Origin of the sequence: Allobosea sp., assembly GCF_035944895.1 — a bacterium.
GTDB lineage: Bacteria > Pseudomonadota > Alphaproteobacteria > Rhizobiales > Beijerinckiaceae > Allobosea.
Window position 1 is genome coordinate 91379 of the sequence record NZ_DASZAT010000012.1, and the last position, 15723, is coordinate 107101.

Annotated in this window: 13 protein-coding genes; 4 read left to right on the forward strand and 9 right to left on the reverse strand. The window is 67.7% G+C overall.

The annotated features are described in order from the left end of the window. Positions 1-38: 38 nt before the first annotated feature. Both VGV58_RS22585 and VGV58_RS22590 read right to left on the reverse strand, forming a co-directional pair. On the reverse strand, positions 39-1622 hold the full coding sequence (locus VGV58_RS22585; protein ID WP_326876297.1) for an ABC transporter substrate-binding protein: 1584 nt from the start codon (positions 1620-1622) through the stop codon (positions 39-41). After that, positions 1619-3142: a serine hydrolase domain-containing protein gene (locus tag VGV58_RS22590; RefSeq protein WP_326876298.1), complete on the reverse strand. Its 1524-nt coding sequence runs from the start codon at positions 3140-3142 to the stop codon at positions 1619-1621. The genes VGV58_RS22585 and VGV58_RS22590 overlap by 4 nt, the downstream gene beginning before the upstream one ends. A 228-nt stretch (positions 3143-3370) precedes the next feature. Between VGV58_RS22590 and VGV58_RS22595 the strand changes: the two genes are divergently transcribed. Then, a complete protein-coding gene (locus tag VGV58_RS22595; protein ID WP_326876299.1) occupies positions 3371-3682 on the forward strand; it encodes a hypothetical protein in 312 nt (103 codons plus the stop codon). A gap of 12 nt (positions 3683-3694) precedes the next feature. Here the strand turns inward: VGV58_RS22595 and VGV58_RS22600 are convergent, their stop codons facing one another. From VGV58_RS22600 to VGV58_RS22620, 5 genes are all read right to left on the reverse strand, one after another. Then, positions 3695-4981 carry a four-carbon acid sugar kinase family protein gene (locus VGV58_RS22600; RefSeq protein ID WP_326876300.1) on the reverse strand — a complete coding sequence of 429 codons (1287 nt, stop codon included), beginning with the start codon at positions 4979-4981 and terminating at the stop codon, positions 3695-3697. 2 nt (positions 4982-4983) lie between these two features. Continuing rightward, complete coding sequence (locus VGV58_RS22605; RefSeq protein WP_326876301.1) at positions 4984-6261, reverse strand: ribulose-bisphosphate carboxylase large subunit family protein; 1278 nt, start codon at positions 6259-6261, stop codon at positions 4984-4986. A gap of 153 nt (positions 6262-6414) precedes the next feature. After that, complete coding sequence (locus VGV58_RS22610; RefSeq protein WP_137882859.1) at positions 6415-6954, reverse strand: VOC family protein; 540 nt, start codon at positions 6952-6954, stop codon at positions 6415-6417. A gap of 25 nt (positions 6955-6979) precedes the next feature. After that, positions 6980-8857, reverse strand: coding sequence for a TRAP transporter large permease (locus VGV58_RS22615; RefSeq protein WP_326876302.1), 1878 nt, complete (start codon positions 8855-8857; stop codon positions 6980-6982). 32 nt (positions 8858-8889) lie between these two features. Next, the gene (locus VGV58_RS22620) at positions 8890-9906 is read right to left on the reverse strand and encodes a TRAP transporter substrate-binding protein (RefSeq protein WP_326876303.1); all 1017 of its coding nucleotides are present in this window, start codon (positions 9904-9906) and stop codon (positions 8890-8892) included. Positions 9907-10019: 113 nt separating this feature from the next. On the opposite strand from VGV58_RS22620, the gene VGV58_RS22625 reads away from it, so the two are divergent. Further along, positions 10020-11099 carry a LacI family DNA-binding transcriptional regulator gene (locus VGV58_RS22625; protein WP_326876304.1) on the forward strand — a complete coding sequence of 360 codons (1080 nt, stop codon included), beginning with the start codon at positions 10020-10022 and terminating at the stop codon, positions 11097-11099. A 201-nt stretch (positions 11100-11300) separates the two neighbouring features. On the opposite strand, the gene VGV58_RS22630 is transcribed toward VGV58_RS22625, so the two are convergent. Together VGV58_RS22630 and VGV58_RS22635 are read right to left on the reverse strand one after the other, a co-directional pair. Further along, a complete protein-coding gene (locus tag VGV58_RS22630) occupies positions 11301-12944 on the reverse strand; it encodes an acyl-CoA dehydrogenase family protein (protein WP_326876305.1) in 1644 nt (547 codons plus the stop codon). Beyond that, a complete protein-coding gene (locus VGV58_RS22635; protein WP_326876306.1) occupies positions 12941-14473 on the reverse strand; it encodes a 4-hydroxyphenylacetate 3-hydroxylase family protein in 1533 nt (510 codons plus the stop codon). The genes VGV58_RS22630 and VGV58_RS22635 overlap by 4 nt, the downstream gene beginning before the upstream one ends. 81 nt (positions 14474-14554) lie before the next feature. Between VGV58_RS22635 and VGV58_RS22640 the strand changes: the two genes are divergently transcribed. Both VGV58_RS22640 and VGV58_RS22645 read left to right on the forward strand, forming a co-directional pair. Beyond that, positions 14555-15187 carry a TetR/AcrR family transcriptional regulator gene (locus VGV58_RS22640; protein WP_326876307.1) on the forward strand — a complete coding sequence of 211 codons (633 nt, stop codon included), beginning with the start codon at positions 14555-14557 and terminating at the stop codon, positions 15185-15187. Next, positions 15184-15723: an isochorismatase family protein gene (locus tag VGV58_RS22645; protein WP_326876308.1), complete on the forward strand. Its 540-nt coding sequence runs from the start codon at positions 15184-15186 to the stop codon at positions 15721-15723. The genes VGV58_RS22640 and VGV58_RS22645 overlap by 4 nt, the downstream gene beginning before the upstream one ends.

Below are 15723 nucleotides of genomic sequence, written 5' to 3' on the forward strand. Positions count from 1 at the left end.
CCGCAATCGGTCAGGAACCGGTTAACGCCGCGCCGACCTCACTTCTTCTCGATATTCCAGAACAGCATCACCGGCGCGGCGAGCACCCCCGAGACGGTGCTGCGCCTGGCATAGGGCTGGTCGAACTGGCCGAGCACACGGTAGGGCTGCATCTCGGCGAGCCGCTTGTGCAGGGCCTCGACCGCCGCCTTGCGGGCGGCATCGTCGGGCGCATCGACCACGGCGCCGCGCAGCTTCTCGGCCTCGGCGTCGCAGGGCCAGCCGGCCCAGGCCTTCTCGCAGGCCATGTTGGTGCCTATATTGGTCATCGGCGACTGCATGGTCGCGCCGGAGGCATAGGTGACGAACAGGTTCCAGCCGCCCTGGTCCGGCGGGCTCTTGTTCTGCTGGCGCGTGGTGACGGTGCCCCAGTCCGAGAACTGGACGTCGACGGTGACGCCGACCTTCTTCAGCTGCGAGGCGGCGACCTCGGCCATTCGGCCGATTGCGGCGATGTCGTTGCTGGTGGTCAGGACCAGCTTCTCGCCCTTGTAGCCGGCTTCCGCCAAGAGCTGCTTTGCTTTCTCCAGATCGGGCTTGGCATAGCCTTCCGTTCCGGCCTGCGTGCCGTTGGGCGCACCGCAGATGAAATAGGCGGCGCAGCGCTTCCACCATTCCTCGTCGCCGAAGCCGCCGGCGAGGAACTCGGCCTGGTCGGTGGCGTAGGCCAGCGCGAGACGGGCCTTCGGGTTGTCGAAGGGCGGATGCAGGCTGTTCGGCCGCAGCATCACCTGGTTGGCGAGGTTGGAATAGCGCTCGACCTTGACGTCCTTCCCGGCCGCGACGACCGGGATCAGGTCCTGGCTCGGCTGCTCCCAGATATCGATCTCGCCGGTCTGCAGGGCGGACGCCGCGGTCGCGGCATCGGGCATGATCAGCCATTCGACCCGGTCGACCTTGACGATACGCCCGCCGGCAAGGCCGTCGGCCGGCTCGGAGCGCGGCACATAGTCCGGATTCCTGTCGTAGACGACCTTGGCGCCGCTGCGCCATTCTGCCCGGTTGAACTTGAACGGGCCGGAGCCGATCGTCTCGGTCACCGGCTTCATCGGGTCGGTCGCGGCATCGGCCTCGCGCATGATCACCGGGATCTGTCCGACGGCCGAGCCAAGCGCGAACGGCACCAGCGCCATCGGCTTCTTCAGCTTGAGCACGAAGGTCCTGTCGTCCTTCGCCTCCATCCCTTCCGTATACTCGCCGAGCTTGCCGCCGATCGTGTCGCGCTTCATCCAGCGCGTCAGCGAGGCGATGATGTCGCGCGTTGTCACCGGCTGACCGTCATGGAATTTGAGGCCGGGCCGCAGCGTGAAGGTCCAGCTCAGCTTGTCGTCCGAGGTCGAGAAGCTCTCGACCATCTGCGGCCTGGGCTGGAGGTTGGCATCCCAGGCGAACAGGGTCTCGTAGATCATCAGCCCGTGCATCCGGGTGATGACGATCGAGGCGGCGACGGGATCGAGCGTCTTGAGATCGGCATGCGGCGCGACACGCAGCACGTTTTTCGGCGCCGGCTGTGCCTGCGTACCAGCGGCAAGGAGCAGCGCGGTGGTGCCGAACAGAGCGGCGACAAGGCGGGATCGGATCATGGCTGGCCTCCCTCGATGCGTTGGAAATGAAGAATGCGCGAGCGATGGCTCGCGAGCCGCAGACTCCCGTCCGGCTGCAGCCAGAGGCAAGGTCGATGCCGCCACGGGCCATGCTTCAGATCGGCCAGCGCCCGTCCGCCGGGCAGCGGCGTCAGCGGGACTGTGAGGCCGATCGTCCCGGCCCAGGGCCAGGACGCCATGCTGTCGGGGCGGATGGTGATCTCGATGCCGAGCCGCTCATCGCGCCAGCGCCCGACGAGCCGCTCGTCCAGTTTGGTCTCAGCCGGCACCGGCAGCAGTCGGCGCGACACGCCGCCGATCCGGCCGCTGAAGGCGCCGTCGGTTTCGGCCTTCAGGGCGATATCGAGATAGGCCGGCAGGCTGCGCAGGCCGCCTTCACCATCCGATACCAGTTTCTCGTAGCCACCCATGACGCTGATCGCGCCGCCCGCGAACTCGGCCCAGAACGGACCTTGCTCGGTGGCGTAGAGTCCATTCGGAACACTCTCCGGATCGCTCGGTAGCGTCTCGCCGGTGAGCGCCGCCAGCACGCGCAAGGCCGGCCAGAGGGCATCCTCCTCGCGATTGGTCAGGACGACGACGCCGACGCCCTGCTCCGGCGCCATCAGCATATGGTTGCGATAGCCGGTGAGCGAGCCGCCATGGCCGATGACACGGGTCTCGCCAAGCCGGCTTGCCACCAGGCCGAGCCGGTAGCCGCTCTCGCTGCCATCGGCGAACTGGCGCGGCGCGGCAAGCTGGTCGAGCAGCCCGGCTTGAGAGCCGCGCCCGGCCATCAGGCCCGCGGCCCAGCGCGCCAGCCCGGCCGCGCTGCCGGCCATGCCGCCCGAGGCCGAGAAGTTGAAGCCATAGAAGCCGCGACGCCAGCCCTGTCCGTCAGGCCAGTAGCCGGTGGCGAGGCCGGGGACGACCTCGCTCTCGTCGGAAACGAAGCGAATCGGCAGTGCGGCCGGCGCCATCAGTTCCTCGACCAGCTGCGCGGCGCCCTTGCCGGTTCGGCGCTCGAGGATCGCCTGGGCCAGGCGCCAACCGGTGTTCGAATAGGCCATCTCGCTGCCGGGTTTGGCGTTGAGGCTCGGCAGGCGGCAGGCGGAAGCGAAGATCTCGGCGGCAGTGAGGCTTGCGGTGAAGGGCGTGCCCTGCTGCCAGAGCGCTTCCATCATGTCGGGCAACGCTCCGGTCATGTCGAGCGCCCGGGCGAGCGGCACGGCGCCAAGCGCCTCCGGCAGCTCGGGAATGAAGCTGCCGAGCGTTTCCTCCAGCGGCACACCCTCGCGCAGCAGCAGGGCGGCGCAGATATGCTTGCTGATCGAGGCCAGCCGGTTCTGCGTATCGGGGGTGAAGGGCAGGCGATGCTCGATCACGGCGAAGCCGCCGCTGGCGCTCTCGCGCACACCGTCGCGGTCGAACAGCACGATGGCGCCGCCCGGCCCGCCCTGCCGCGTCCAGGGCTCGGTGATCGCCTGCGCCTCGCTGCGCCCTTTCGTCCAGTCGGCCATGCGCGTTCGTTCTCCGGCGATTCCGTCCCGGATGGGACTTTCGCGGATATGGATGGGGCTAGGCAATCCTCCTCGTCATGCGTTGGCGTTCAACCCCGTCGTCATGAAAGCGGCACAATCACTGGTCGATCCTGCCGTCGCGCGCCCGCGCGGCGGCGAGCTGGACCGCAGCCCGGCTCTGTCGGAGACTGCGGATTTGATGAAGACATATTGAGGAGGCGAATTGGGATGAAACGCGCGTTTTTCGTGGCCGGGGCGATTGGCCTTGCCGGCATCGTGGCGGGTTGCTCGCAGCCACAGCGCTTCGGCGCGCCGCCGACCGGCCCTGCCCCAGGCGCCACCGCGATGACCAAGCGCATCGTCAGCGACGGCGCCGGTGGCCTGCAACTGCCGGATGGAACGCGCGTCCAGACCGACCAGAGCGGCGGCTTCAACCTGCCCAATGGCGCCTATGTCCGGCGCGATCGCTCCGGTGCGCTCAACCTGCCGAACGGCTCGCGCTGCGTGCCTGACAACCAAGGCGGCTACGTCTGCCCGTGAGGCGAGGCCGGCTCAGGCCGTCTCCGCGACACGGTTGAAGAAGTCGGGCGTGCCCATCTGGCCGCCCTTCAGCACGATATCGAGGCCGTCGAGTCTCGGATCGTCGCTATGGGCCCGGCAGAGCGGCGCGCCCGGCGTGCAGGGCGAGCGATAGGACAGGCCCCAGAGGTCAAGCGAGCGGATCGCCAGCGTCGAGGTGTCGCCGCCGGCAACCACCAGCCGTGCGATCCGCGCCTCGGCCATGATCGCGCGTAGCAACGCGCCGGTCGCGGCAGCGACCTTGCCGGTTTCGGCGGGCGCCCCAGCGGGCTTGTCGGTGATCAGCATGACGTTGCGCTCTGCCAGACGAGAGAGCGTCTCAGCGCGTAGCTCGTCGAGATGAGCGGGCTCGCTGGTCAGCCGCGTCGGATCGATCGCGATCCTGTCATAGCCCTCGGCGAGATCGACCTGCGCGCGCGTCACGGGCGACAGGCTGCCGACCAGCGCGAGCAGATTGCCGCCGGAAGCGGAGCGCGCGAGCTTCGGCATCGCCGGCTGCGCTGCCTGCGGGAAGCCGGCGAAGGCCTGTGCCACCGAGCTCGCGCCGATCGCGAGCATCGCGCCGGCGTTCATCCGCTCGCGCAGCAGCGCACCGATCGCTGCAAGGTCGGACGGGCGCGAGACGTCGAAGAGTACGGCCTCAGGCCGCGACGCCAGCGCAGCATCGAGGCTCTGCCCGCCTCCATCGACCTCATGGCTGCGATAGTCGACGAGGGCGACGCGCTCCAGTCCCTGCGCCGCCAGATGCCTCCGCAAATCGGCTTCGCCCATTGGTGTCACCGGGTGGACGCTCATGGTCGGGTGGCGGTCGATGCGGTGGACGGTGCCGCCCGCTCCCGCCGCAGCGAAGAGACTGCCGAACAGGCAGTAGCGCCCGAGATTGGGCTGACCGCCGATCACCGGCAGCAACGGATTGGAGAAATGCGGCCGCAAGGCGCGCGCCGCCGCGCCAAGGCTGCCGACCTCGGGCGCGCTGTCGAAGGTCGAGCAGCATTTGTAATGCAGCAGGCCGACACCGAGCCCGGCGAAGAAGCGTCCGGCCTCGTCCAGCTCCCGGACCATGGCCTCGGGCGCCATCGCCCGTGTCGCGCCGGCGATGCCAACCGCATCGAGTTGGCCGGCGCTGGCGAGTTGCTGCGATGTCGGAATGCGCAGGAAGAGCAGAGCGCGCTGGCCGGCTTCCGCCAGCGTGGCGAGCGTATCGGTGGCGCCGGTGAAGTCGTCGCCATACCAGCCGTAGCGGGGGCCTGCCTCTGCCATGCTCAGCCGGCGCCCTTGCCGAAGAAGGCGAGCGCCTGTGCGAGCTCGTCATGGCTCTTCGCCGCTTCGCTCAGCGGCACGCCGGCCGCGACCGCCGCCCACGCCTGGCGGATGCTGGCGACGCCCGCCGCCGGCCCGCCGGGATGGGCCAGGATGCCGCCACCGGCCATGAACAGGAGGTCGTCATGGCCGATCGCGTCCCAGGTCGCTTGCGCCGTACCGGCCCATTGCCCGGAGGAGAAGGCCGGCAGGACACGATCGTCGATGCCCTCAGACAGTGGCGTCACGCAATCCTTGGCCGAGGTCACGACCTCCTCGTCTTCCTGTGCGAACTTGCCCTGCAAACCGTGCACATGCATGTGATCGACGCCGGCGAGCCGCCACAGCGTCTGGTAGGCTTGGAAGCCGATACCAAGCAGCGGGTGGCGCGAGAGCGCGCCAAAACCATTGCGGTGGCCGTGCAAGGCGAGGCTGGTCGAGCGGCGCAGCGTCTCGACCGCCGAGAAGCCGCACCAGTTCAGGCTGGCCATCACACAGGTGCCGCCCTCGCGCTCGACCAGTTCGGCATGGCGGCGCATCTGGTCGGTCTCGGCCGTGATGTTGAAGGCGACCATCACCGCCTTGCCGGTGCGATCCTGATGGCGGCGCACCGCGGCCATCACTGCCGGCACGCGCTGGGCCAGCGGCGCATGCACCGGATCGGCGCAGATTTCGTCATCCTTGATGAAGTCGAGCCCGGCCGCGCAGAGCCGGCCGACCAGTTCGGCGGTCTCATAGGGGCGCAGGCCGACATTAGGCTTGATGATCGAGCCGATCATCGGGCCACTAGTCACGCCGGTCGCCCGGCGGGTGCCGGCGATGCCGCGCGTCGGCAGCGGGAAGAGGCGGCGATAGCCGGCCGGCAGGACCATGCTTTCGAGCCGAAGCCCGGTGACCTCGCCGAGATCGAACAGGTTGCCGGCGACGATCGAGGCCAGCGTCGGCAGGTTCGCGCCGACATTGTCGACCGGGAAGGAGAGCGTGATCCGGGCGCGACGCCATGGACCGCTGACGCCTTTCCGCGCCAGCCAGGCATTGGGCAGGCTCGGCTCGGCGGCGCTCTCCAGCTCCTCGACCGCGATGACGGCGGCGCGGGTACGGTCGCGGAGTTCATCCGTCTCGCCGGCGACGCGGGTGAAGGTGCCGCTCGACTGCTCGCCGGCCATGACCTCCGCGACCTTGCGGGGGTCGAGCGGCGTCTCGATCAGATAGGTGGCTGTGAAGCGATCGGCGGTGGACATGTCGCAATACTCACCATCGTGGTCGTCCCGGACAAGCCGCCTCTGGCGGCGCCGATCCGGGACCCATGCCTGAGCCTTGTTCGGAAGGGCTCCGGCATGGGTCCCGGGTCTCCCTACGGTCGCCCGGGACGACCACAGAGACAAATGAAGGCTTCAGAGCTTGCTGAGATCGGGGAAGGGGCGGACCGGATCCTTGCCGTCCCAAGTCTCGGCCGCCTCGCGGATCAGCCGGAACATCTCGCCCTTGGGGCCGGCGACCTCGGAGAGCTCGATCACGGTGCCGGGATGGTAATGCGTGTCGAAATAGATGAAGCGGCCGCGCTCGCCGACCTCGCCCGACATCACCGGCTTGAAGCCCTCGGCGAGGAGCCGCTCAAGGTCGGCATCATAGTCCGAGGTCCAGTAGGCGACATGCTGCAGGCCGCTATGGCCGGCATCGGTGAAGTCCTTGTACATGGACGGCACCGCATTGCGGCACTGGATCAGTTCGATCTGCAGCGGGCCGGAATTGGCGAGCGCGACAGAGTTGTGCGGCTCATAAGCCTCGCCCTTGTAGCGGTAGTTCTTGATCGGGACCTTGGGGTTGTAGAAGAACGGCCCGACGCCGAGCACCCGGCTCCAATAGTCCATCGCCGCCTCGATATCGGGGACGACATAGCCGGCCTGACGGATCTGGCCAAAATGACGGCTCATGGCGGGTGCTTTCCTGCGAAGATGTCTAGAGGAAGCCGATGGAGAACCACGGCACGGCGGCGACGATGACGAGGCCGACCAAAAGGGCCGCGACATAGGCCCAGATGTATTTCAGCCCCTCGTCGGGATTGATCTTCGAGATCGCGCAGGCGCCGTAATAACCGACGCCGAAAGGCGGCGCGAAAAGCCCGATGCCCATCGCGAAGATCACGACCATCGAATAGTGCACCTCGTGCACGCCGATCTGCTTGGCGATCGGGAAAAGCAGCGGCCCGAACAGCACGATCGCCGGGATGCCCTCGAGCACGCTGCCGAGGATGACGAAGGCGACGATCGAGATGGCGAGGAAGCCCCAGGTACCGCCGGGCACCGCCGCCATGACCTTGGCGAGGTCCTGCGAAAAGCCCGACTGCGTCAGCCCCCAGGCCATGGCCGTGGCGCAGCCGATGATGAAGATGATCGCGCCGGTGAGCGAGGCCGTGTCGACCAGCATGCGCTTGAGCCGGCGCCAGTCGAACTGCCGGTAGATCAGGATGCCGGCCAGCACCGCATAGGCGATGCCGATGGTCGAGACCTCGGTCGCGGTGGCGACGCCCTCGACGACGGCAGCGCGGATGACGAAGGGCAGCGCGATGGCCGGCGCCGCGATCAGGCAGAGCCTGCCGATCTCGCGCTTCGAATACTTTGTGACGTGGCTGAGATCCTCGCCCCGGTTGCGCCACCAGACGACGAAGCAGAGCGCGATACCGAGCACGACCGCCGGCAGCATGCCGCCGGTGAACAGCGCCGCGATCGAGACGCCGGTGACCGAGCCGATGGTGATCAGCACGATCGAGGGCGGAATCGTCTCGGTCTGCGCGCCCGTCGCCGAGAGGAGCGCGACGAGGTCACCGGGCTTGGCACCGCGCTTCTGCATCTCCGGGAACAGCACCGGGGCGATCGCGGCCATGTCGGCGATCTTCGAGCCGGAAATACCGGAGACCAGATACATCGCGCCGACCAGCACATAGGACAGGCCGCCGCGGACATGGCCGAGCAATGAGGCCAGGAACTGGATCATGGCGCGCGCCATGCCGGTCATCTCGATCAGCGCGCCCAGGAAGATAAAGAGCGGCACGGCGAGCAGGATGAGGTGGCTCATGCCCTCGTCGAGCCGGCCGACCATCACGACCATCGGCGTCGAGGTCGTCAGCGAGAGATAGCCGAAGGTGGCGAGCGCGAAGGAGAAGGCGATCGGCACGCCGGCGAAGACATTCGCCGCGACGACGCCGACGAAGAAGATGACGAGGTTGAGCTTGCCGAGCGGCTTCAGCACCGGCCCGGCCAGATAGAACAGGCCGATCAGAGCCACGGTGATCCCGACCGCAAGCGCGACGGTCTTCCAGGAGCCGAAGCGCAGCAGCCGGCAGAAGGCGGCGAACAGCATCAGGACGATGCCGATCGGCAGTGCAGCGGCGCGCCAGGAATTGGCGATCTCCAGCGCCGGCGTGACGATGAAGCGCTCGTCCTCGGCATATTCGAGTGCGTCCGGCAGGATCATCACCAGGAAGGCGATCGCCGCGGTGATGGCGAGCGCCTCCAGCAGGATCCGCGCCTGCGGCCCGACGCGGGTGACGAGGCCGGTCATGCGCATATGCTCGCCGCGGCGCAGCGCCACGACCGCACCGAGCATGGAGAGCCAGAGGAACAGGATCGAGGCGAGTTCGTCCGACCAGACGAGCGGCGCATGGAAGGCGTAGCGGGCGGTGACGCCCGCGCCGAGGATGATGATCTCGGCAAGGACGAGCACGGCCGCGACCAGCTCGACCACCGTGCCGACGGCACGGTCGAGTCTGTCCGCGAGGCGACCTAGGCCGGTCGCCGGCGCGGCCGGCGGCGGCAAAGTGGCGGCGTGAGCGTCCATGGCGTTTCCCCGAGATTCGGTCCCGGCAAGCCTCAGGCGAGCTTGCCGACCGCTCCCTCGAGCAGGCTCCAGGCCTCGGCGCCGAAGCGCTCCTGCCATTCCTTGTAGAACCCGCCTTCGCGGAGCTTGGCCCGGAAGCTGTCGGGGTTGGTCTTGTTGAAGGCAAGCCCCTTCGATTGCAGATCGGCCTGCACGGTATCGTTGAGGCTCTTGATATCGCCGCGCTGGGCGACGCCGGCATCGTTGATGGCGGACGCCACGATCTTCTGGATGTCCGGCGGCAGGCCGCGCCAGGCGCGGCCATTGGCGATGAACCAGAAGCCGTCCCAGATGTGGTTCGAGACCGCGCAGCTCTTCTGGACCTCGTAGAGCTTGGCGACCTGGATGATCGGCAGCGGATTCTCCTGCGCGTCGACGACCTTAGTCTGCAGGGCCGAATAGACCTCGGAGAACTGCAGGCTGGCGGGCGCCGCGCCGAGCGCCTTGAACATCGAGATCGAGAGCGGCGAGACCGGCACGCGAATCTTGAGCGAGGCCATGTCGGCCGCCTGCTCGATCGCCTTGCCCGAGGTGGTCATCTGGCGGAAGCCGTTGTCCCACATCTTCTCGAAGGCGTAGAGGTTGACCTTCTCGATCGCGGCCCGGACATGCGCGCCGACCGGCCCGTCCATCGCCTTCCAGACCTGGTCGTAATCGGCAAAGGCGAAGCCGACCGCGTTGATCGCCGCGACTGGCACGAGCGTCGCGATCACCAGCGCTGAGGGGGTGAAGAAGGTGATGCCGCCATTGCGGACCTGGCTCAGCATGTCGGTGTCGCCGCCGAGCTGGTTGTTCGGGAAGATCTTGATCTCGACCCGCCCGTTGGTCTCCTTGGCGACGCGCTCGGCCGCCTGCTGGGCACGAATGTTGAGCGGATGGCTGAGCGGCAGGTTGTTGCCGTATTTCAGCTCGATCTCGGCGGCGCGCGCGATCATCGGCATGCCGATCAACGATGCGGCGGGGGCGGCGGCGAGGCCCTTGATGAGCGTGCGGCGGCTCGGTCCGGTCATGATGTCCTCCCTGGTGGTCCTGATGCGATTTGATCGCTCTTGAGTGCTTGACGCTCAGCATAGAAATCGCATCTGATGGTCTTCAAGCTCAATTTCTGATGGTTTTTGATGGAATGAATGCGCCGGTTCGCAAGCCTGACGATGAGAACGCGCTCCCCCGCCGGCGCCAGATGGCGCGGGTCGAGGATGTCGCACGGCTGGCGGGGGTCTCGACCGCGACGGTCGACCGGGTCCTGAACCAGCGGCCCGGCGTCAGGCCGGCGACGGTGCAGCGCGTGCTGAAGGCGGCTGGCGAACTCGGCTACGTCATGGAAGGGGCGCTGCCGGCGAGCGCGCTCCGCCCCCTGCGGCTCGCCTTCCTGCTGCCGGCCGGCAACAACCGCTTCCTCGGCCTGCTCGGCCGGCTTATTGCGGGATCGCAGGACCAGCTCGCCTCGTTCAACATGCGCGCCCGTGTCGAGCATATCGAGAGCTTCAAGCCGGAACTGCTCGCCCATGAGCTCCGGCGGATCGGCCGCGAGGTCGACGGCGTCGCCTTCATGGCGCTGGAACATCCGACCGTGCGCGAGGCGGTCGATGCGCTCGCCGAGCGCGGCGTGCCGAGCGTCACGCTGATCTCGGACATCGCCAACACCGCCCGCGCCGCCTATGTCGGCCTCGACAACCGCGCCGCCGGGCGCACCGCCGGCCAGCTCATCGCCCGCTTCATCGGGCCGCGCCGTGCCAAGGTCGCCAAAGTGGCGATGATCGCCGGCAGCCTGAGCTATCGCGCCCATGAGGAGCGCGAGATGGGCTTCCTGCATCTGTTCGAGGAGCTCTATCCCGACATCAAGGTCGTCGGCCTGCGCGAAGGCCATGACGACGAGGCCAAGAACTACCGCCAGACCAAGACCCTGCTCGGCCAGCATCCGGACCTCGCCGGCATCTACAATATCGGCGGCGGGCCGGAGGGTATCGCCCGGGCGCTGAAGGAAGCCGGGCGGCAGGATGTCGTCTTCGTCGGCCACGGGCTGACGCCGGAGACGCGCGGGCTGCTCGTCGACGGCACCATGGACGCGGTGATCACCCAGCAGCCGCTGGCGACGCTGATGAGCTGCGTTGCGATCTTCGCAAACCTGCGCGCCGGGCGGCCGGCGGCCGAGGGCACAGCCCGGCCCGGCATCGAGATCGTGCTGCGCGAGAACCTGCCTTGAGTGCCTGATCGCAAGGGCATCTGCTTGCAAAAATAATCGCGGGTCGTCCCGGGCGACCGGAGGGAGACCCGGGACCCATTCCGGAACCTTATTCGGAGAGGCTCGGGAATGGATCCCGGATCGGCGCCGCTCCGCGGCTTGTCCGGGATGACTCGCGTTTGATAGCCAAACTCAATCGCAGAATGGCGCGCTCGGCCGGCCTCAGCCCTGCGCGACGGTCGCTCGCCCGACGATCCCCGCCAGCTCAGGCGACGGGTCGAGCGTGCCGAAGACATAGCCCCAGTCGGCATCGAGCCGCGAGCGGCAGAAGCTCTCGAACACCGCTTCGTCGGCATGCTTCCTGAGTTCGGAGGCCTGCAGCGCATAGGCCATCAGATTGGCGAGCCGGCGGCCATGGCCGTCATCGTTGCGCGGCTTGGCAGCCTCGTCGCCGAGCCGGTCGAGCCAGCGGTCGAGGGCGCGGTTGGCGCCGCGTGCCGCGCCGACCTCGGTCATGAAGGCCTCCTTGGTGCGGGGATCGCGGTTGAAAGCGCGCAGCACGTCCATGCACATCATGTTCGAGGTGCCTTCCCAGATCGCATTGAGCGGCGCCTCGCGATAGAGCCGCGCCATCGGGTTCTCCTCGATGAAGCCGTTGCCGCCATGGCATTCCAGGGCTTCGACGACGAAGGCGGCGGCACGCTTGCAGTTCCAGAACTTCGCCAGCGGGGTGGTGACGCGGGCAAGATGACGCTCCTGCTCTGAGGTCTCCATCGCATCGGTCGCGGCGGCAACCCTGAAGGCCATCAGCGTCGAGGCCTCGGAGTCGATGGCGAGGTCGGCGAGGATATTGGTCATCATCGGCTGCTCGGCGAGCGATGAGCCGAAGCCCCGGCGCGACTGGGTGTGGTTCAGCGCCAGCGTCAGCGCCTGGCGCATCAGACCGGCCGAGCCGACGGCGAAGTCGAGCCGGGTCAGGTGCGCGTGGCTGAGGATCTCCTTGATGCCCGCCCCCTCCTCGCCGACGAGCCAGCCGAGGCATTCGCGGAACTCGACCTCGGAGGAGGCATTGGAGCGGTTGCCGGCCTTGTCCTTGAGGCGCTGGATCTGCAGCCGGTTGCGGCTGCCATCGGGCAGGAAGCCCGGGCAGAACAGGCAGGAGACGCCGCTTTCGGTCTGCGCCAAGGTGAAGAACCCGTCGGATTGCGGCACCGAGAAGAACCATTTGTGCCCGGTGATCAGGTAGACCCGGCCATCGGGCGTATCCTCGAGGAAGCGCGCCGTGGTCTGGGTCTGGCGCAGGTCCGAGCCGCCCTGCTTCTCGGTCATCGCATAGCCGATGCTGGCGCCGGTCTTCTGGGTCACCGGCAGCGGGCGCTTGTCATAGCGGCCCGAGGTGATCTTCTGCCGCCAGAGCGAAAACTCCGGCTGGGCGAGGCCGGGATAAGCGGCATAGGTCATGCCGGTCGGGCAGCCAACTCCGTGCTCGACCTGATTCCAGAGATAGGACAGCACAGCGCGGCCGAGATGGCCGTTCGGCTGGCTCGTCGTCCAGGCGAGCGAGGGCACCTCGTGAGCGAAGGCGAGACCCATCAGTTCGTGCCAGGCCGGATGGAATTCGATCCAGTCGATGCGGTTGCCGTAGCGATCATGCGTCCTGAGCTCAGGCCCATGGCGATTGGCGAGGCGAGCGAGCTCCTGGACCTCGGCATCCCCGGCCTGGGCGCCCAGAGCCGCCGCCTTCTCCGCGACCCAAGGTCCGCCGCGGGCGACGATGCCTTGCAGCACCGCGTCGCCTGTAAAGGCGTTCCAGCCGGTGGCGGGGCGAGCCTGGTTGAGGACCTGATGGGTGGCGTGAGCGTTCATTCCGCCGCCTCCTGCGTCGAGATGCGTTCGGGCACTTCGCAACCAGTAACGCAGCAGCGGCCGGGCTGCTTCGAGACACGCGAGCCGTCGGCGAGCACGCCGCGATCGAGCAAGCTCTCGACCAGCGCGACTTTCTCCATCACCGGATAGTTGCGCCAGATTTCGCGCTTCATCGCCTCGGGCGAGCCGCCGCCATGCAGCGAGATCACCGAATACCAGCCGGCTTCCTTGGACACGGTGAGGTCCTCGATGAAGCGGGCGACTTCGGCCCGCTGCTCATAGGAGATGTCGGGCCGCCCGGTGAGCACGGCCGCGAGCGAGGCCGAGGTCTCGGGATTGTGGTCCTCGTCCGGACCGGGCAGGGCGACGACGAGGCCGCCGGAAACGTAGTGGGCGATGCGGTGCATGTCGTAGATCTTGGTAGCGAGCAGCAGCTTGCCGATATTGGCGAAAACTGCGTCCGGCATCGCCACGCCCGAAGCGTCCTTGCTGCAATAGACGGAAGCCGCGACGCCGCAGGCGAAGAAGCTCTCGGTGATGGTGATCAGCTCGACCAGCTGCTCGCGGACATGGGAATGCCTGTCGGCATCGAGCCCATTGGCCTCGACCATCAGCGCGCCTGCGCCGATCAGGAGGTCGCCGAAGCCGGCCCGGGCAGCGATGCAGCTCTGGCGGTGATGGGTGGCGTAGCTGGTGGTGAGATAGCCGGCCTCCTCGGTCTCGCCGGCCATGAAGACCCGGTCCCAGGGCACGAAGACGTCGTCGAACATCACCGCGCCGGTCGACTGGCCGTATTTCGCCGAGAACTTCGCGGCGGGATCACCCGGCCGCCCGGCGGGGCGCGCGACGATGGTGATCCCCTGCGCGTCGCAGGGCACGGCGCAGCAGAGCGCGAAATCCTCGTCTCCCTTGGCGTGGGTGCGGCAGGGCATCACCAGGAACTCGTGGACGTAAGGCGCGCCGGTGACGATCGCCTTGGTGCCGCGGATGACGATGCCGTCCGCTCGGCGCTCCTTGATATGGACGTAGGAGTCGCGATTGGGCTGCGCGCCCGGCCGCAGCGAGCGGTCGCCCTTGGCGTCGGTCATGGCGACGCCGCAGGTCAGGTCCTCGTCCTGGATGCGGTGCATATAGGCGAGGAAGCGCTGGGTGTAGTCGGTGCCGTGATTGGCGTCGGCCCGGACCGTCGCCTGCAGGATGCCGTTGAAGGCGTCGTGCGTCAGGTAACGCTGGGCGCAGCCGGAGATCTTGCAGACCAGGCGCACCGCCTCGAGCTTGGCGAGCAGGTCGCTGGACGAGGCGTCGATATGGAGCATGCGGTTGACGGTCTTGCCGGAGGAACCCTGCACCGCGGTCATGATCGGGCGATAAGCCTCGTCATGGGCGAGATCATAAGTGACGCCGATGCCGTTGATGCCCGGCAGCAGGAGCTTCTCGTCGGCGACGCTCTCGACCCGCTGCCCGCCAACGAAGACGCGTGGGCGATAGGCGCGCAGGGATTCGCGATAGCCAGCGGCATCCATCAGCATGATAGCCTCCTCCCGAAAGGTTGTTGCCGTTAAAATTGAACGGCGTTAGATTTTCGTCAAGAGACTTGGAGGCGTTCCAGAGTGAGCGAGGAAGCAGCGGGTCGGAAACGTGGTCGCTATGCCGCGACGGACGCAAAGCGCGAGGGCATCGTCGCTGCCGCGCGCACCGTGTTCGAGCGCGAGGGATTGGACGGTGCCTCGCTGCGGGCGATTGCCGCCGAGGCCGGCTATACGCCGGCGGCGCTCTATTTCCATTTCGACTCGAAGGAAGCGCTCTATGCCGAGGTGCTCGGCCACTCGATCGCCGCGCTGCAAGCGGCAGTCGATGCGGCGGTTGCGGCTGCCGAGACGCCGGCTGACCATTTCCGCACCGCCGCCCTCGCCTTCTTCGATTTCTATGCCGCAAATCCACGCGATCTCGATCTCGGCTTCTACCTGTTCCGCGGTGGCATGCGTCCGCACGGTCTCGGCCGCGAGCGCGACAAGGCCCTGAACGAGGCGCTGGAAGCGACCCTGGCGCCGATCCGCGAGGCGGCGCTGGCGCTCGGTGCCGATGCCGCGCAAGCCGACTTGATCATGACCGACGCCTTCGCCCATGCTTCCGGCGTGCTGCTCCTGGCGCATACGCGGCGCATCCGCATGTTCGGCACGCCGCCGCGCGCGCTGATGGAGCGCCATGTCGAAACCGAGCTCGACCGGCTCCTGCGGAGATGACGCCGATGCCCCTGATGAACGTCAATCGGTCCCGTCTCGTGATCATCGACTTCCAGGCGCGGTTGATGCCGGCGATCCATGACGGGCCGCGCCTCGTCGCCAATGCGGCAAGACTGGTGGCGGCGGCGAAGCTGCTGGAGGTGCCGATCGTGATGACCGAGCAGAACCCGGCCGGGCTCGGTGCGACCGTTCCGGAGCTGGCTGACGCTGCACCCGCAATCGCCAAGATGAGCTTCGATTCCTGCGGTGCGCCAGATTTCATCGACGCCATCGCCGGGGACGAGGATCTGATCCTCTGCGGCTGCGAGGCGCATGTCTGCGTCGGCCAGACCGCGCTCTCGCTGCTGGAGAACAAGCGCCGCGTCCTGGTGGTGCAGGATGCCGTCGGCTCGCGGGCGCCGGAGAGCAAGGAGGTGGCGTTGCGCCGACTGGAGCGGAACGGCGCCGAGATCGTCACCACCGAGATGGTGGTGTTCGAATGGCTACGCACGGCCGAGCACCCGCAATTCCGCGCCACCGCCAAGCTGATCAAGTGA